The organism is Corallococcus exercitus, from assembly GCF_042231735.1.
In the GTDB taxonomy this organism is placed as follows: domain Bacteria; phylum Myxococcota; class Myxococcia; order Myxococcales; family Myxococcaceae; genus Corallococcus; species Corallococcus exercitus_B.
The window spans coordinates 4,610,238-4,626,474 of the sequence record NZ_CP102577.1; the positions used below are offsets into that span (position 1 = coordinate 4,610,238).

13 protein-coding genes are annotated in these 16,237 nt (G+C 72.8%); 7 read left to right on the top strand and 6 right to left on the bottom strand.

Annotated features, from left to right (window positions below):
* Positions 1–7 precede the first annotated feature (7 nt).
* From NR792_RS17915 to NR792_RS17925, 3 genes are all read left to right on the top strand, one after another.
* Positions 8–943 (top strand): Ppx/GppA family phosphatase, encoded by a 936-nt coding sequence (locus NR792_RS17915; protein WP_375761234.1) that lies wholly within the window; start codon positions 8–10, stop codon positions 941–943.
* Positions 940–2,220 carry a spinster family MFS transporter gene (locus NR792_RS17920; RefSeq protein WP_375761235.1) on the top strand — a complete coding sequence of 427 codons (1,281 nt, stop codon included), beginning with the start codon at positions 940–942 and terminating at the stop codon, positions 2,218–2,220. Before NR792_RS17915 ends, NR792_RS17920 begins: the two co-directional genes overlap by 4 nt.
* A gap of 107 nt (positions 2,221–2,327) precedes the next feature.
* The gene (locus NR792_RS17925) at positions 2,328–3,170 is read left to right on the top strand and encodes a helix-turn-helix domain-containing protein (protein WP_375761643.1); all 843 of its coding nucleotides are present in this window, start codon (positions 2,328–2,330) and stop codon (positions 3,168–3,170) included.
* Positions 3,171–3,183: 13 nt separating this feature from the next.
* On the opposite strand, the gene NR792_RS17930 is transcribed toward NR792_RS17925, so the two are convergent.
* Both NR792_RS17930 and NR792_RS17935 read right to left on the bottom strand, forming a co-directional pair.
* On the bottom strand, positions 3,184–4,137 hold the full coding sequence (locus tag NR792_RS17930; RefSeq protein ID WP_375761236.1) for an NAD(P)/FAD-dependent oxidoreductase: 954 nt from the start codon (positions 4,135–4,137) through the stop codon (positions 3,184–3,186).
* 111 nt (positions 4,138–4,248) lie between these two features.
* Complete coding sequence (locus NR792_RS17935) at positions 4,249–5,580, bottom strand: lysophospholipid acyltransferase family protein (RefSeq protein WP_375761237.1); 1,332 nt, start codon at positions 5,578–5,580, stop codon at positions 4,249–4,251.
* 216 nt (positions 5,581–5,796) lie between these two features.
* Between NR792_RS17935 and NR792_RS17940 the strand changes: the two genes are divergently transcribed.
* Entirely contained in the window at positions 5,797–7,722 is a 1,926-nt protein-coding gene (locus tag NR792_RS17940) for a S8 family serine peptidase (protein ID WP_375761238.1), read from the top strand.
* Between the two features lie 80 nt (positions 7,723–7,802).
* On the opposite strand, the gene NR792_RS17945 is transcribed toward NR792_RS17940, so the two are convergent.
* Both NR792_RS17945 and NR792_RS17950 read right to left on the bottom strand, forming a co-directional pair.
* Positions 7,803–8,576 carry an anti-sigma factor family protein gene (locus NR792_RS17945; RefSeq protein ID WP_375761239.1) on the bottom strand — a complete coding sequence of 258 codons (774 nt, stop codon included), beginning with the start codon at positions 8,574–8,576 and terminating at the stop codon, positions 7,803–7,805.
* Positions 8,573–9,202 (bottom strand): RNA polymerase sigma factor, encoded by a 630-nt coding sequence (locus NR792_RS17950; protein WP_375761240.1) that lies wholly within the window; start codon positions 9,200–9,202, stop codon positions 8,573–8,575. Before NR792_RS17950 ends, NR792_RS17945 begins: the two co-directional genes overlap by 4 nt.
* Before the next feature lie 128 nt (positions 9,203–9,330).
* Between NR792_RS17950 and NR792_RS17955 the strand changes: the two genes are divergently transcribed.
* From NR792_RS17955 to NR792_RS17965, 3 genes are all read left to right on the top strand, one after another.
* Positions 9,331–10,584 (top strand): hypothetical protein, encoded by a 1,254-nt coding sequence (locus NR792_RS17955; protein ID WP_375761241.1) that lies wholly within the window; start codon positions 9,331–9,333, stop codon positions 10,582–10,584.
* On the top strand, positions 10,581–11,333 hold the full coding sequence (locus tag NR792_RS17960) for a hypothetical protein (protein WP_375761242.1): 753 nt from the start codon (positions 10,581–10,583) through the stop codon (positions 11,331–11,333). Before NR792_RS17955 ends, NR792_RS17960 begins: the two co-directional genes overlap by 4 nt.
* Positions 11,334–11,481: 148 nt before the next feature.
* Positions 11,482–12,597 carry an Ig domain-containing protein gene (locus NR792_RS17965; protein ID WP_375761243.1) on the top strand — a complete coding sequence of 372 codons (1,116 nt, stop codon included), beginning with the start codon at positions 11,482–11,484 and terminating at the stop codon, positions 12,595–12,597.
* Positions 12,598–12,607: 10 nt separating this feature from the next.
* Here NR792_RS17965 and NR792_RS17970 read toward each other — a convergent pair whose 3' ends face one another.
* Both NR792_RS17970 and NR792_RS17975 read right to left on the bottom strand, forming a co-directional pair.
* Positions 12,608–13,141, bottom strand: coding sequence for a hypothetical protein (locus NR792_RS17970; RefSeq protein WP_375761244.1), 534 nt, complete (start codon positions 13,139–13,141; stop codon positions 12,608–12,610).
* A 14-nt stretch (positions 13,142–13,155) separates the two neighbouring features.
* Positions 13,156–16,224, bottom strand: a complete 3,069-nt coding sequence (locus NR792_RS17975) for a POTRA domain-containing protein (protein ID WP_375761245.1) — start codon at positions 16,222–16,224, stop codon at positions 13,156–13,158.
* Between the last annotated feature and the right edge of the window lie 13 nt (positions 16,225–16,237).

Below are 16,237 nucleotides of genomic sequence, written 5' to 3' on the forward strand. Positions count from 1 at the left end.
GCGCGGCATGCCGCGCTACGCATCCATCGACATCGGGACCAACTCCGTGCTGCTGCTGGTCGCGGAGCGCCTGCCGGACGGGCGCTTCGAGGCCGTGGTGGAGCGCGCCGAAATCACCCGCCTGGGCCGGGGCGTGGACACCCACCGCGTCCTGTCCTCCGACGGCATGGAGGCCACGCTGTCCGTGCTGGTGGCCTTCGCCAACGAGGCCCGCGAGCTGGGCGCGGAAGGCATCGCCGTGTCCGCCACCAGCGCCGCGCGCGACGCGAAGAACGGCGCGGACTTCATCGCCGCCGCGAAGGCCCGCGCGGGCGTGACGGTGGAGATCATCCCCGGGGAGATGGAGGCGCAGCTGTCCTTCGCCGCCGTGGCCCAGGACTTCGGGAGTCAGGCCGCGGGGCCGCTGCTCGTGGTGGACATTGGCGGCGGGTCCACGGAGTTCATCTACGGCAGCGACGCCGGCACGGTGGCCTTCCGTCACAGCTTCGACGTGGGCGCCGTGCGGCTCACGGAGCGCTACGTGCGCACCGACCCGCTGTCCCCCGACGAGCGCCGCGCCATCGAGGCGCACCTGCGCGACACCTTCTCCGCCCTGCCCCCGCCTCCGCCCGGCGCGATGCTGGTGGGCGTGGCCGGCACGGTGACGACGCTGTACGCCGTGCAGCACCAGATGGCCACCTACGACGCGGAAGCGGTCCACGGCGGCACGCTGTCGCGGGGCGAATTGGACGCGCTCACGGACCAGCTGTGCGCCCTGCCCCTGGACGCGCGCAAGGCGCTGCCCGGCCTCCAGCCCAAGCGCGCGGACGTCATCCCCGCGGGGGCCCTCATCCTGCGCGAGGCGGTGAAGGCGCTGGGCCTGGATGCGTGCCGCGTGAGTGACCGCGGCCTGCGCTGGGGCCTGCTGGCACACCGCTTCGGCTCCGGCTCCTCTCGCTCATGAACGCCTCCACCCCCGTCGCTCCGTCCAGCGCGCGTGCCACGCAGTCCGTGCGCGCGGGCTACGCGCTGTTCATCCTCACGCTGATCAACCTGGTCAACTACCTGGACCGGTACATCATCGCCGTCGCGCTGCCGGAGATTCAGAAGGACTTCGGCATCAACGACGCGCAGTCCGGCCTGCTGGGCACCGTCTTCATCATCGTCTTCATGCTGGCGTCGCCCCTGGGCGGCTTCCTGGGGGACCGCATCCCCCGCCGGCTGCTGGTGGCGGGCGGCGTGATTCTCTGGAGCCTGGCCACGGGGGCCAGCGGCCTGGCGTCCAGCTTCACGGCGCTGCTGCTGGCGCGCGCGGTGATTGGCATTGGTGAAGCGGGCTATGGCGCGGTGGCGCCGTCCATCATCTCCGACCTGTACCCGCGCGAGCAGCGCACGCGGATGCTGTCGTACTTCTACATCGCCATCCCGGTGGGCTCCGCCATGGGCTACGGCCTGGGCGGGTGGCTGACGCAGACGTATTCGTGGCACGCGGCGTTCTTCGCGGGCGGCGTGCCGGGGCTGGTGCTGGGCACCATGGCCTTCTTCATGCCGGAGCCCCAGCGCGGCGCCATGGACGGGCCGGACGCGGCGGTGAAGCTGCCGTTCATGGAGGGCCTCAGGGGACTGGGCCGCAACATGGCCTTCTGGGCCACGACGGCGGGCTACACGCTGATGACGTTCTCCATTGGCGGCCTGGCGTTCTGGATGCCCACGTACCTGGTGCGCGAGCGGCACCTGTGGCTGGAGTACCCGGGCCGCGTGGGCCTGGTGTTCGGCGCCATCACCGCCGTGGCGGGCCTCGCCGGCACCGTGGCCGGCGGCTGGCTGGGCGACAAGATGGACCGCAAGCGCGCGGGCGGCGGACTGTGGCTGTCCGGCGTCGGCCTGCTGCTCGCGGCGCCGTGCATGTACCTGGCGGTGAACCTGAAGGACACGACGCTGACGTTCGCGGCCATTGGCGTGGCGCAGTTCCTCATCTTCCTCAACAGCGGTCCCATCAACGCGGCCATCGTCAACTGCGTGCCGCCCGCGTTCCGCGCCTTCGCCATGGGCCTCAACGTGCTGTGCATCCACATGCTGGGCGACGCCATCTCCCCCACGCTCATCGGGCAGATCGCCGACATGGCCAGCCTCCACACCGCCATCGCCATCAACGCGGTGCCGGTGCTGCTGGGCGGCCTGGCGCTCCTCCTGGGCGCGAAGCTGTTCCGGGAGGCCACGCCGCGCACGCAGGCGGGCTGAGGCCTCGCGTTGAAACGCCTGGGCCCGGAATGCATCCGAGCCCTGTTCGGTTGGGCGAGCAGGCTCGCTGCTCGCCAGGGAAGGAAGCGGAGGCGTTCGTGTCTGTCATGCACTCGCATGCGCTGCGTGCCTGGAACGCACCCTCGGGCCCCCTGGTCGTCGCATGCGGCCACAGCACGCAGACGGCCTCCGCCCACGCCACCTCGCATCCGCAGGCCGTGCTCGCGCTCTACACGGGCGGGCGGGCGGTCATCGACCAGCGCACCCGGCTGACGGTGTCCACGGGCGACGTGATGCTCATCCCCGCCGGGGAGAAGCACCGGATGGTGTCGACCGAGGGGGCGGAGGTCTGGGGGCTCGGGTTCCACCCGTCCGCCTTCGCGCTGACGGAGGTGGGACCCCTGCTGGAGCCCTTCGAGCGCGTGCGGCAGGGCGCGTCCGCCGTCGTGCCGATTCCGTCCGGACGTCAGGAGCACCTGGTGCGCCTGCTGTCGGAGCTGCACGAGGAGACGCGCGCTCCGCACCGTGCCATGGGGGAGCAGGTGACGCGCAGCCTGTTCTCGCTGGTGCTCGCGGAGGTGGCCCGCTCCAGCACGTGGGCGCCCATGGAGTCGCGGGCGCCGCTCGCGGGTGAAGCGCTCACGTTCATTGAACGCAACTGCCTGAAGCCCATCTCGCTGCGGGAGGTGGCCGCCGCCGTGGGCCGCTCCCCCGCGCACGTCACCACCGCGCTGAAGCAGGCCACGGGCCGCAGCGTGGTGGAGTGGATCATCTCCGGCCGGATGGCGGAGGCGCGGCGCCGGCTGATGTCCACCGACGAGCGCGTGGACATCATCGCCGAGCGCGTGGGCTACGCGGACCCCACGCACTTCATCCGCCTGTTCCGTCGCACGGAGGGGCTCACGCCCGCCGCGTGGCGCAAGCAGCACCGCGCGCCGTCCGCGCACTGACGCGCGTCGAGGCTCAGTGCCCCTTCTGCCGTGAGGGCGCGGGCTTCCCCGTCACCGCCGTGTAGCGGCGGTCCGCGTCCTCCAGGATGAGGGCATGGTTCATCATCGCGGCGGCGATGGTGCCCGCGCTGGCGGCGGCGATGGCGGCCTGCATCGGCGTCGTCATGTCCCCTACCGCGACGATGCCCGGCACGGACGTCTCTCCCGTGGCGTTCACCTTCACGTAGCCCAGGTCATCCAGCTCCAGCCCCAGCCGCGTCACCAGCTCGTGCTGACGCTGCGGCGGCGCGGAGAACATGACGCTCCGGGCGATGCGCGTTCCGTCCTCCAGCTCGACCTCCGCCAGGCGCCCGTTCCTTCCATGCAGCGCGCGGATCTTCCGCTCCTCCAGCGGGATGCCCAGGGCCTGGAGCCTTTCGCGCTGCTCCGGCGGTACTTCGAAGGCGCCGTGCGTGAAGACGATGAGGTCCCGGGACCAGTTCTGGATGATGGGCGCGCCCTCCAGGTACTGCGGGTTCTTCGCCAGCATGGCGAAGGGTTGGTCCTGGACCTCCCAGCCGTGACAGTAGGGACACTGGAAGATGCTGGGGCCCCACAGCTCCTGGTAGCCGGGAATGTCCATCATCACGTCCACCACGCCCATGGCCAGCAGGAGGCGCCGGGCGTCCACCGTGGTGCCGTCGCCCAGCGCCACGCGGAAGCCGCCCTCGTGCTTCTCCACGGAGCCCACGCGCGTGTCGCGCATCTCCACGTTGGGATAGGCCTTCAGCTGCTCGCGGCTGATGCGCCGGAACTCCGGCGGCGGGATGCCGTCGCGCGAACCGAAGCCGTGCATGTGCTCGGCCGCCGCGTTGCGCGGCGTGCCCGCGTCGCAGAGCAGCACCCGCTTGCGACCGCGTCCCAGATACAGCGCCGCGTTGAGCCCGCCGGGGCCGCCTCCCACGATGACCACGTCGTATGCCGCCATTGCCCTGCTCCTCGTGCCGGTGTCGTTGATTCCCTGGGGGAAACCTAACGACGGGCCCGGGACCGGCAGGAGGGCGGGACTTTCGGCGGCATCGGCGGATCTTCCGGTCCGCTACCGCGCCACGGGCGAGGCGCCGGGCGCGTCGAGCTTCGGCCGGTACTCCTCCGCCAGCCGCTCCACCTCGCCCGCCAGCCGCTCTCCTTCCGCGAGCAGCCGGGCCTTCAGCCGCTTCCGGTTGCCCAGCGTGAAGAACAGCTCCAGGTCGTGACGGATTTCGTCCCAGCGCTCCGCGAACGACAGCGTGAACAGCGCCAGCGGCGGAACCAGCGCGAACGTCGCGAGCCCCCACGCCCAGCCGCCCCACACCGCCGCGACGGCCGTGAGCCCCCACCACCACACGACCGACACCACCACCGCGGTGAGGAACTTCACCGTGGCCTGGATGTCCAGCTCCGCGCGCCGCGCCGCCATCCGGGGCAGCGGATACGGGATGCCGAACAGCGCCAGCCCCAGCGCGAACAGCGGCAGCCCGAACACCAGCCGCAAGAGCGTCTTCACCGCGAAGGGCACCACGTTGCCCGGGCGGTACTCCACGGACAGCTCCTCTGGCCGCGTGGCCTGCACCAGCGTCATCCGGTGGCCGAACGAGGACAGGTGCTGCCGCAGGCGCTCGTAGCGCTCCGGCTCCTGCGTCCGGAACAGCCGCACCCCGCGCGCCCACAGCCGCAGCCGCTCCGCGTCCAGCGTGCCGCCCTGGCGGAAGGCGTAGAGCTGCTCCGCCACCCGCACCACCGGCAGGTCCGCCCACTGCTCCAGGTTCAGCGTCACCGCGCGCAGCCCCTCCGCCACCCGCTCCGTCAGCGCGCGCACCGCGTCCTGCTCCCCCGCCGCGTCCTTCGGCAGGAAGGCCTGCACGTCGATGGGCGCTCCCTGGTCGATGAGCACCTCGCTGCGAAAGACGTTCTTCTCCGCGTAGGTGAGCCCCACCGGGACGATGCGCACCGGGGCGCCCTCGCGCGCGGCGTTGAGCGCGATGCGCGCCGCGCCCGTCTTCAGCTCCGCCAGCTCCGGCTCCGAGTGGCTCTTGCCCTCCGGAAAGATGGTGATGGCCCGCCCCTGCACGAGCGCGCCCTTCGCCGCGTCCAGCGTGCCCTCGTTGCGGCCCATCTGCGTCGGGTCGTCCTGCTTGCGGTACACCGGCAGCGCGTCCAGCCCCTTCAGGAGCCAGCCGATGACGGGCAGCTTGAACAGCGGCGCCTTGGCCATGAACGTCACCTGGCGCCGCGTGAGGATGAACACCAGCGCCGGGTCGATGAGCCCGTTCGGATGGTTGCCCACGAAGAGCACCGGCCCCGAGGGCGCCTCTCCCGGGGCATTCACCTTCACCCGGTAGAAGAGCCGCAGCGCCAGCGCCACCACCGCCCGCACACACGCGTAGAACACGGAGTGGACTGTATCCCGGCAACCTGGCCCGGGCCCGCTCGCGCTCCGGACACTGTCACCGCCGGGGGCCGGAAGGACCCTCTTCCCTGACAGCCCTCCGGATTCAGCCACTACAGAACAATCCGATGAGACCGCGATCCATGCGGGGCCCCCCGAGACACACCTTTTTTGCGCGCGGCCCCTGGAAGGCCGCCGCACATCTCGGGGGAACACCACATGAAGCGTTTGATGTCGCTGGGTTGGGCCGCCGCCACCGCCGCCGTCCTGGGCTGTGGCGCGAGCGCCTCGCAAGAGGGGGGCGCGAAGGAGGAGGCACCGCCCGCCGTCACGTCGGCCTCGCGGTCCATCGTCACCGCGGCGGCCGCGACTCCCAGTGCCTGCAACGCGCTCTATGCGTCCAGCGCGGCGCAGGCGGCGCTCAGCCAGGCGGTGGTGGATCCGGCGCTGCACACGGACGGCTCGGTGCGCACGCTCATCCTCTCCTTCAACACCGCGAACGCGACGGGCGGCGTGCTGAACCTGGACGCCGTCCTGGGCGGCCTGACGCGGACGCTGGGCGGGGTAACCCAAGGGCTGGGCCTGGGCAACGTGCTGGCGCTCAAGTCGCTGCCCATGGTGGCGCTGAAGGTCCCGGTGACGCCGCAGCTCATCACGCAGCTGCGCCAGGAGCTCCAGCCGCTGGGCCTGCTCTCCATCTACGAGGACAAGCCGCTCCAGTACTTCCTGGACACCAGCGTGCCGTACATCCACGCGGACACGGCGCGCACCGCGTACGGGACGACGGGCGCGGGCATTGGCGTGGGCGTCATCGACTCCGGCATCGACGGCACGCACGGCGACTTCCCCAACATGGCGCGCAACGTGAAGGTCGTGGCCTCCCCGCTGGACGTGGGCATTGGCGGCGCGCTGTATGTGGACACGCCCAACAGCGACCTGACGAGCGGCCACGGCACGCACTGCGCCAGCATCATCGCCGGCTCGGGTGCGCGCTCGGGCGGGGCGCACCAAGGCGTGGCCCCTGACGCGAAGCTGCTGGGCGTGGGCACCGGCGACGCGCTGAGCATCCTGTTCGCGCTGGAGGGCTTCGACTTCCTGATGGACCCCGACGTCCGCGAGGCGCACAACGTGCGCGTCATCTCCAACTCGTGGGGCACCAGCGGCAGCCACTTCGCGCCGTTCGACCCCATCTCCCTCGCGACGAAGCGCGCCTACGACCTGGGCATGGTGGTGGTGTTCGCGGCGGGCAACGAGGGCTCCGCCCCCGACACGCTCAACCCGTACAGCGCCTCGCCGTGCGCCATCTCCGTCGCGGCCGGCACGTCGCGCGACACCACGGCGGCCACCAACCCGCTGCTCAGCCAGGACAAGGCGGGCGAGCTGGCGGGCTTCTCCAGCCGGGGCATCCCGGGCGACGAGTTCCACCACCCGGACATCACGCTGCCCGGTGTGAACATCGTGGCGGCGCGCGCGCTCACCGGCGCCATCATGCAGCCGTACCTGGGCCTGGACCTGCTGCACCCGGAGCCGTTCTACGCGGCCAGCTCCGGCACCTCCATGGCCGCGCCGCACATGGCCGGCGTCGCCGCGCTGCTGCTGGAGGTGAACCCCGCCCTCGACATGGACGGCGTGCTCGCGGCGGTGCAGGCCACGGCGCGGCCCATGTACGCGACGGACGCGGCGGGCAACACGCGCCAGCTGGAGGCGTGGGAGGTGGGCGCGGGCTACGCGGACGTCTACGCGGCGACGAAGCTGGTGAATGACGCCGTGGGCACCCGCTACGTCACGCAGACCACCGCCCTGCCCGGCTGGACGGGCACGGTGAAGACCGCCATCAACCTCCCCGTGGTGGACCTGTCCCTCCGCGCCGCGCAGCACGAGCACGCGCTGGAGGTGCCCGCGGGCGCCAACGCCCTGCGCATCAAGACGGACTGGGGCAACCCGGCCTACGACCTGGACCTGTATGTCCATGGCCCCAACGGGGAGCTCGTCGCGACCAGCGCCGAGGGCACCTCCACCGGCGAGGCCGTCACCATCACGAACCCTCCCGCCGGCACCTGGCGCGTTCAGCTCAAGGGCTTCCTGAACGTGTCCACGCAGTACACCGGCACCGCGGAAGTGGACCGCCGCGTCCCGCGTCCGTAGTCACTCACGGACCCCACAAGGCACGGCAGTCCCCGCCCCCCTCCTGTGCTCGCACGGGAGGGGGGTTGTTCGTTTGGGGCTCAGCGGGGCGTGAGCGTGACCTGCGTGTCCGCGACGGCGCGGCCCTGCGCATCCGTGAAGCGCGCGTGCACCGGCACCGGGCCCGTCAGCCACCCGCCCTGCACGGGCGTGCTGAAGGGCAGCGGGACGTCCACGCCCGCGGCGACCTCCGGGGCCGCGCCCTCACTGGGGAAGAAGCGCAGCGGCTCCCCCCCGGCCTGGGGCAGTCCCTCCAGCGACAGGCGCACGCGCTCCGGCGCGGTGTAGCTGAACTGCACCGCGTTGCCCTCCGCGCACGCCAGCGTCCCGCCGGGACGGGCCTCCGCCAGCACCGTGCCCGTGGGCGAGATGCAGAAGGCGCGCACGCCCCAGGCCCCTTCACCGGGAGCGGAGGAGCGCGCCTGCCACTCCGGCGCGCCCTGCTCCTGACGCACCAGCGACGGCGCCACGGCCACCAGCGCCACGGCCGCCGCGGCGGCGCCCAGCGACAGGGGCATGAGGAGCGGGGACGCGAACCACTTCTTGCGCTCCGGCGCCACCGCCGGCCGCGCGGGGGCCTGTCGCAGCCTCGCGAACAGCGCCTGCTCCAGGAGCGCGCTCCGGGACTGGGGCAGCGCGCGCTGCTCCAGCACCGACTCCACGCGCGACAGCCGCGTGTACGTCTCCTGACAGTCGGGGCACGTGGCCAGGTGCGCGCGCAGGCGCTCGAAGCCGTCCGCGTCCAGCCCGTCCCGGCCCTTCTCGAAGAGGGCGGCCAGGGCCTGCTTCGTCCGGCGGTCGTCACATCCACTCATCGCGCACCCCGCCGCTTGAAGAAGCTCCAGCCCTGCGTCTCCAGGTCCTCGAGGTACCCCTTCGACTGGAGGAACCCCAGCAGTCTGGACTTCAACCCGAACTCGCGCCGCCGCACCTGGATGCGCGTGAGGCCCAGCGCCGTGGCCGCCTCTTCCTGGGCCACGCCCTCGCCGAAGCGCAGCTCGAACAAGCGCTGTTCCTCGCGCGACAGGCCGTCCTTGAACGCCGCGAGCAGCGCCTCCACCTCGCGGTCCTCCAACAGCTCCGCCAGTCCGCCGTCCTCGGCGGAGGACTCGGTGAGCCCCTCGAAGGCCTCGTCGCGGCCCACCATCTCGCGCTCGCGCGACTGCTCCAGCAGCACGTTGCGCGCGATGCCCATCAGGAAGTGGGCATACGGGCGCGTGCCGTTGTAGGCGGCGCGCGTGCGCGGCTCGAAGGCGCGAGCGAAGGTCTCCAGCAGCGTGTTCTCCAGCTCCATCGCGTTCCTCAGACGGGTGAAGGCTCCCCGCCATGCGGCCGCCTTGAGCAGGCGAGCGAGTGGCTCCGCGTGCGCGCGATACACCTCCGCCAGCACCTCCGGGGTGCCTTCGCGAAAACGGCGCAGCGTGTCGTCATCCCACTCCATCCCTCAAGGGCTTACCGCGACCGTTGCGGTCCCGTCATCCGCATGTTGTCGCGAGCGGCCTCCGGTGGATTGTCGGTTGCGCCCCGTGGCATTCTTTCCCACAGCGCACCGCGCAATCCCTGATGCGAATGCCCTCTCACAGGACCCTGGCCCTGGGTGTACTCCTCCTGGCCGGAACCGCTGCGAGCGCCCCGCCGGAGCAGGTGCACTACGCCCTCATCGTGGCCAGCAACACGGGCACCGAGCCGTCCCAGGCCCCCCTGCGCTACGCGGACGACGACGGCGCCCGGTACTACGAGCTGTTCGCCCCCCGCTCGCGCGAGGTGGTGCTGCTGAGCGTGCTGGACGCGGACACGCAGGCCCTGCACCCCGGACTCGCCGCGAAGACGCGCCCCCCCACCCACGCCGCGCTGCGGGACGCGCTCGCCCGCCTGAACGGCCGCATGGCGGAGGACCGGGCGAAGGGCGCGGTGCCGGTGCTGTCCTTCGTCTTCGTGGGCCACGGCAAGCGCGGCGCCGCGGGTGAAGGGGCGGTGAGCCTGCTGGACGGGCCCCTGACGCGCACGGAGCTGTACGCGCGGGTGCTGGCGCCGAGCAAGGCGTCCTTCCTCCAGCTCATCGTGGACGCGTGTGACTCGTACTTCTTCGTCCACTCGCGCGGCGCGCTGCCGGTGGGCCCGGCGTACGCGGACGCGGTGAAGGGGCTCTTGGGCAACCGCGAGCTGGAGCGCTTCCCGCAGGTGGGGGTGGTGCTGTCCACGTCGTCGGAGCAGGAGAGCCACGAGTGGAGCGCCATCCGCTCCGGCGTCTTCAGCCACATGGTGCGCTCGGCGCTGTCGGGCGCGGGGGACGTGAACGGGGACGGCAAGGTGGACTACGCGGAGCTGCGGGCCTTCGTGGCCGCCGCGAGCCAGGGCATGGACGACGTGCGAGGCCAGTCGCGCGTGTACATCCAGCCGCCCGCGCTGGACCGGGCGTTCGCGCTGACGGACCTGGCGGCCACCGCGGCGCTGGGCTACCTGCTGGTGCCCACGGGCGTGGCGGGCCGGCTGTGGGTGGAGGACGCGCGCGGCATCCGCGTGGTGGAGCTGCACAAGGAGCGCGAGCGTCCGCTGGTGGTGTCGCTGCCCGTGGGGCGCGGCTACTACCTCCGGGCCAGCGGCCGCGAGGCGCCGTTCGCCCTCACCCGCGCGTCGGAGGTGGTGGACGCGGGCGGCCTGCGCTGGAGCGACGCCAGCGTGGCGGCCCGGGGCGCGGTGGAGGACGCGCTGCGCGACCGGCTCTTCTCCGTGCCGTTCGGACCGCGCTTCTACCGGGGCTACATGGCGAGCCTCGGCATCACGCCGTCGTCGGACGAGGCCGACGCGGTCCTGGTGCCATGAGCCCGTCCGCGTCCCTGCTGCTCATGCTGCTGCGGGTGTCCGCGCCGTGCGACGCCCAGACGCGCGTGGTGCTCGTGCCCTTCGAGAGGCTGGCCCTGCCGTCCGAGGACGCGCGCGAGCTGGAGGACGCCACGCGGCGCGCGGTGGCCGCGTTGCCGGACGCGTGCCTGGAGTCGCGCGAGGACACGGTGGCGAGGCTGCGCGGCTCGGGCGCGGGGCTGGCGGCGTGTGACGACGCGGAGTGCCGGAGCGCGCAGGCCACGGCGCTGGGCGTGCGCAGGCTGGTGCGGGGTGTGGCGCTGGGCGTGGGAGGCAAGCGCAGCGTGGCGCTCACGGTGACGGACGCGCGGGGCACGGAGACACGAGCGCAGTTCGAGGCACCGGCCACGACGCCGGGCGAAGCGGACGCGCGCGCGACCCACGCGCTCCAGCAGGTCTGGTCGCCGCTGGTGACGGCGCGCGCGGTGCGGGAGCCCCAGGGTTCGCGCGTGCTGCCCAAGGTGCTGTGGGGCGTGGGCGGCGCGGCGCTCATCGCGGGCGTGGGCTTCGGGCTGGCCGCGCGAAGCACGGAGTCCAAGGTGTCGAAGAACGGCGGCGAGTGCGCCACGGCCGGCCAGGCCTTCGCGGACTGCTTCGCGTCGCGGCTCGACGCGGGCCGGCGTCAGGCGCGCACGTCCAACGTGCTGCTGGGCGCGGGCGCGCTGCTGGGCATCGGGGGCGCGGTGTCCTTCATCTGGGAGCTGCCGTGAGTTGGCGGCCCGTGGCAGGTGCCGGCCGGTGGCTGGCGGGCCCCCCGCGGCTCGGCCCGGGTGGTGCAGGGCCTCTCGTTGGAGCGCTGCCGACAGGCGCCGTCGTGCTCACCCCGGCTGACGCGGTGCCCTTCACTGGAGCGATGCCATGAGGAAGCTGCTCGCCGCGCTGATGGGCGCCGTCGTCCTCACGGTGGGAGCGTGCAGCTTCGCGCCGGACCTGTCGCGCTTCGCCGCGTGCGATGCGGCCGGGGGCTGCCCCTCCGGTACGTCGTGCCTCGCTTCGGCGAACCGCTGTCTGCCGGCGTGTGGTGAAGGCGGCCCTTGCGACGACGGGCCTGCGCCCGTGGAAGACGCGGGCGTGGAGCAGGATGGCGGCATGGAGGTGGACGCCGGCACCGTGGACGCCGGCGGGGCGGACGCAGGCGAACCGGACGCGGGTGAACCGGACGCGGGGCCTCCCGCGCTCGCGCTGGAGTCCACCCCCCTGATGGAGGCCGTCGAGACCGTTCCCTATTCGGCGCGGCTCCAGGCCCGGGGCGGCACGCCGCCGTACACGTTCAACGCCACCGGCCAGCTCCCCGCGGGCATCACGCTCGACACCGAGGGCCGCGTCACCGGCACGCCCACGCGCGCGGGGGACCTGGTCCTCCCGGTGGAGGTGACCGACCAGAGCACCCCCACGAAGCGCGCCAGCGGCAGCCTGACCCTGCGCGTCCGGCCGCTGCTGCGGGTCGCGGGGCCGGAGCCGCTCGCGGACGCCGCCAGCAATCGCGCCTATACCGAGCGCATCTCCGCCACCGGAGGCAAGGGCCCGTACAGCTTCGCCCTCGCTCCGGAGCAGTCGCTGCCGTCGGGGCTGACGCTCGCGGCGGACGGCGTCATCACCGGCACCACGACGCAGGCCGGGGAGACGTCGTTCACGGTGGTCGTGACGGACAGCGACACGCCGCCCCAGTCCGTCACCGGCACGCTCTCCATCACCCTCACGAACGCCACCGGCAACGTCAAGCTGTTGTCGCGCGCGGTGCCCACCGGACGCGTGGGTTCCGACTACAGCTACACCCTCCGGACGACCGGCGGCTCCGGCTCGTTGTTCAACTGGAGCGTGAAGGACGGAGCGCTGCCGCCGGGCATCCTCTTCGACACGAAGGAGGGCATCCTCTACGGCAAGCCCACGAGCGGGACCGACTTCACCTTCGAAATCAGCGTCGTGGACCTGCTGGCCAACGACAAGCAGTCCTACACCCTGCACATCGACTGACGTCCAGGCCTCACGGGTAGCGGTCCACCACCTGGATGACGCCGGTGTTGTCCTGCACCACGGAGAAGCCCTTCATGGGGCTGGGGTACGCGATGAGCCCCTCGCCGTCCCGGTCCCAGCGCGTGTCCAGCAGCACGCCGCAGAAGGGCACCGACGTGGCACCGCTCTCCGGGGTGAAGATGCGGTCGTACCGGCCGAACACGCGGTGCTTCGTCACGTAGAGCCGCCCGCCGATGCGCGCCCCCGGCAGCTTCGCCTCCCCTTCCGCCTGCGGCAGCGCGATGACGAAGCTGTAGTTGTACCGGGCCGGCCCCGGGTGGTCCTGGATGCTGTCCACGATGACGGGGATGCGGTCCCCCACCTTCAGCCCCAGCCGCTCCATCTGGAGCTGCGCGCCGCGAGGACAGCTCCCCTCCGGAGGCATCCACGCGGGGCGCGGCGCCTTCGCCGCGGCGTCCGGCCCGTGCTGACACGCGAGCGCGAACAGCCCCAGCAGGGCCAGGCCCCAAGCCCTTCCACGGTGGCGCGCACGGTCGGGTCGCAAGCGAAGGCCTCCGGTCAGAACGTCCCGATGCTGAAGTGGAACTGCGTGGGCGCCTCGTTGAGCGCTTCGTCGCGGTCCAGGTTGAAGCCCACGTCGAAGGCCAGCGGGCCCACGGGCGTCACGTAGCGCAGGCCCACGCCCGCCGCGTAGCGCAGCACGCCCGGGTCGAACAGCGTGCGGTCCTGCCACAGGTTGCCTGCCTCGAAGAACAGCCCCAGGTCCACCGCGGCGATGGCGGGCACGCGCAGCTCCGCCTTGGCCAGCGTGAAGAGCTCGCCGCCCTGGCTCGCGGGCACCTGGCCGGCGAGCACCGCCTTGAGGTCATCCGGGCAGCCCGCGGGGGAAATCACGGCGCGGCACGCGGCCAGCCGCTGGTGCAGCACCTCGCGCACGTCCTGCGGCAGCACGCCGTCCTCGCGGAAGCCCCGGAGGCTGGAGGACCCGCCCAGGTAGAACAGCTTGGACCCGATGTTCTGCGCCCCCTGCGTCAGCGGCACGATGGTGCCCGCGCGCGCGCTCACCGCCACGCTCGCGCGGCGGCCCAGCGGCGCGTACGCGCTCACGCTGCCCGACAGCTTCACGCCGTCGATGGGGAACTCCGGCACGCGGTTGCCCGCGACGTCCGTGGGGTGGACGCTGATGCCGCGCATGAACTCCACGCTGCTGCTGAGCACCATGCCGCGCCGCGGGTTCGCCGGGTCATCACGGAAGTCCAGCGTCATGGACGGGCGCAGCGAGTGCAGCGCGAAGTCGCCGTACGGGTAGCGCAGGCGCTCCTGGTCCGCGCGGTTGATGAGCTCCAGCACGCCCGCGCGCGAGCGCAGCCGGTTGTTCTCCAGTTCGTACTGGAGCGACACGTTCACCCACGACGCCAGCGCCCAGTCCGCGCCCAGCACCGCCGCGAACCGCGTGGACAGGTACGACGGCCGGTGCACGCGCTCGCCAATCAGGTCCAGCCGCGCGCCAATCTCCTGCGGCGCCAGGAAGGACAGCCGGGGCTGGGACAGCGCCAGGTTGCCGCGCCCGCCCAGGCCGCTGAAGCCGTCCAGGTCGGACTCACACGCCTCGCCGGCCAGCTCCCCGGTGGAGCACCCGGCCGGAAGCCGCGACGACGACAGCGCCTCCGCGCTCGCGCCCGCGTAGTTCACCTTGCCGCGCGCCAGCAGGTTCAGCCCCCGGCCATCCAGGTTGCGCCACGCCGTGTCCAGCGTGATGCGCGGACCGTCCACCAGGAAGTAGCCGCCGGACACCTCGCCGTCGATGCGCGGGCGCTCCTGCACCGTCACCAGCACGTCCTTGGAGGCCTCGCGGCGGTTGGGGTCCGCCAGCGACACCTCCGCCTGCCGGAACAGCCCCAGCCGCGACAGCCGGCGCTGCGCCTCCGCCAGCGCCTCCACCGACAGCGGCTGCCCGGGCTTCAGGTCCAGCTGCGCCAGCACCACGTCCGGATCCGAGCGCGTCAGCCCCTGGAGCAGCACCTGCCCCACGCGCACGCGGGGCCCCGGGTCCGTGCGGTAGGTCACCTGCGCGGAGGTGCCGCCCTCCTCCACCGACACGGAGTTGCTCACGTGCGCGAAGAGGTAGCCCTCGCGGCCCAGCCCCCGCTCCAGCGCGGCCTGCGCCTGGTCCACCTTCTCGAAGCTCAGCGGCGTGCCCGCGGGCAGCAGCAGCGTCACCCAGACCGGATCCACCTCCAGCGGCATGCCCAGGAAGATGGGCGCGCGGATGAGCGCCTGGGGGCCCTCCTCCACGTCGAAGTCCGCCTCCGCCGTGTGGTGGACCGCATCCACCGTGAGGCCGCGGAAGGTCACCTGCGCGGACGCGAAGCCCTGCTCGCGGTAGGCCGTCGTCATGGCGTCCGCGGCCTCCAGCCACGCGTCCTCCACGTAGACCGTGGACGGGTCCGGCGGGGACACCCCGCCCGAGTCCTGGCGCCGGTCGCGCCCTTCGGTCTCCAGCGGGTCCTCGCGCATGGGCAGGTCCAGCTCCGGCCACGTCTCCAGCACCGCCACCTGGTTGGTGAGCATGGAGCGCAGCAGGGCGGACGACAGCGCCGCGTTGCCGTGGAAGCGCACGTCCGTCACGCGCAGCGGGGCGCCCTCGTCCACCTGGAAGCCCAGCACCGCCGCGTCCCCGTCCGGCCGGGTGAGCTCCAGCGGCCGCACGCGCACGTCGTGGAAGCCGCGCCGCCGGTAGAACGCCTCCAGCCGCCGCGCGAGCCGCGCCGCCACGGCCTCGTCCATCGCCTCCTCGCCGTCGTAGGCCACCACGCGCGCCAGCAGCGAGCTGGGGAAGCGGCGGTTGCCCGTGAAGCGCAGGTGGAACGCGGGGCCCGCCGACACCGGCACCGCCACGGACGCCTCGCTGTCCTCCACGACGACGGTGGGCGTGCCCACCCAGGCCCGCCAGTGCTGGCCCTCGCGCAGCAGCGCCCGCAGCCGCTCCAGCCCGAAGTCCAGCTTCGCCCGGTCGAACACCTCTCCGGGCTTCATCCCCAGCGCCTCCACCAGGCGCGGCAGGGGCAGCGCGGGGCTGCCGGAGAAGGTCACCTGCCGCACGCGGGTGGGCTTGCCCTCCTCCACCACCAGCGTCACCGCCACGCCGCCCGCGGGCACCGGCCGCTCCTCCACCTGGATGTCGACGGCGTCGTAGCCCTTGCGCTGGTAGGCCTCGCGCACGGCGTCCGCCGCGGTGTCCAGCTCCTCCGGGTCCAACGGCCCGCCCTGGAGCAGCCCGCTCGCCTCCAGCAGCTCCCCGGACGTGAGGACGTGGTTGCCCCGCACCGCCACGTGCGACAAGAGCGGCAGCGGCGTGAGCTGGAAGACGAGCCGCACCCCACCCGGCACGTCCTGGGTGAGCGCCACCACGTCCGCGAAGCGCCCCGTGGCGAACAGCTGCTCCACCGACTTGCGCACCGCGCCGGGCGTCAGCGCCTGCCCCTTGCGCAGCGTGACGAGCCCCGACAGCCCGTCCGGGGCCATGCCCTCCGGCAGGTGCAGCTCCACGGCGACCACCGCGGGCGCTTCGTCGTCGGGGCCAGCGGGCGCCGCGAAGGCGGGCCGCGCGCACACGAGGAGCAGCACCGCGGTCAGCGCG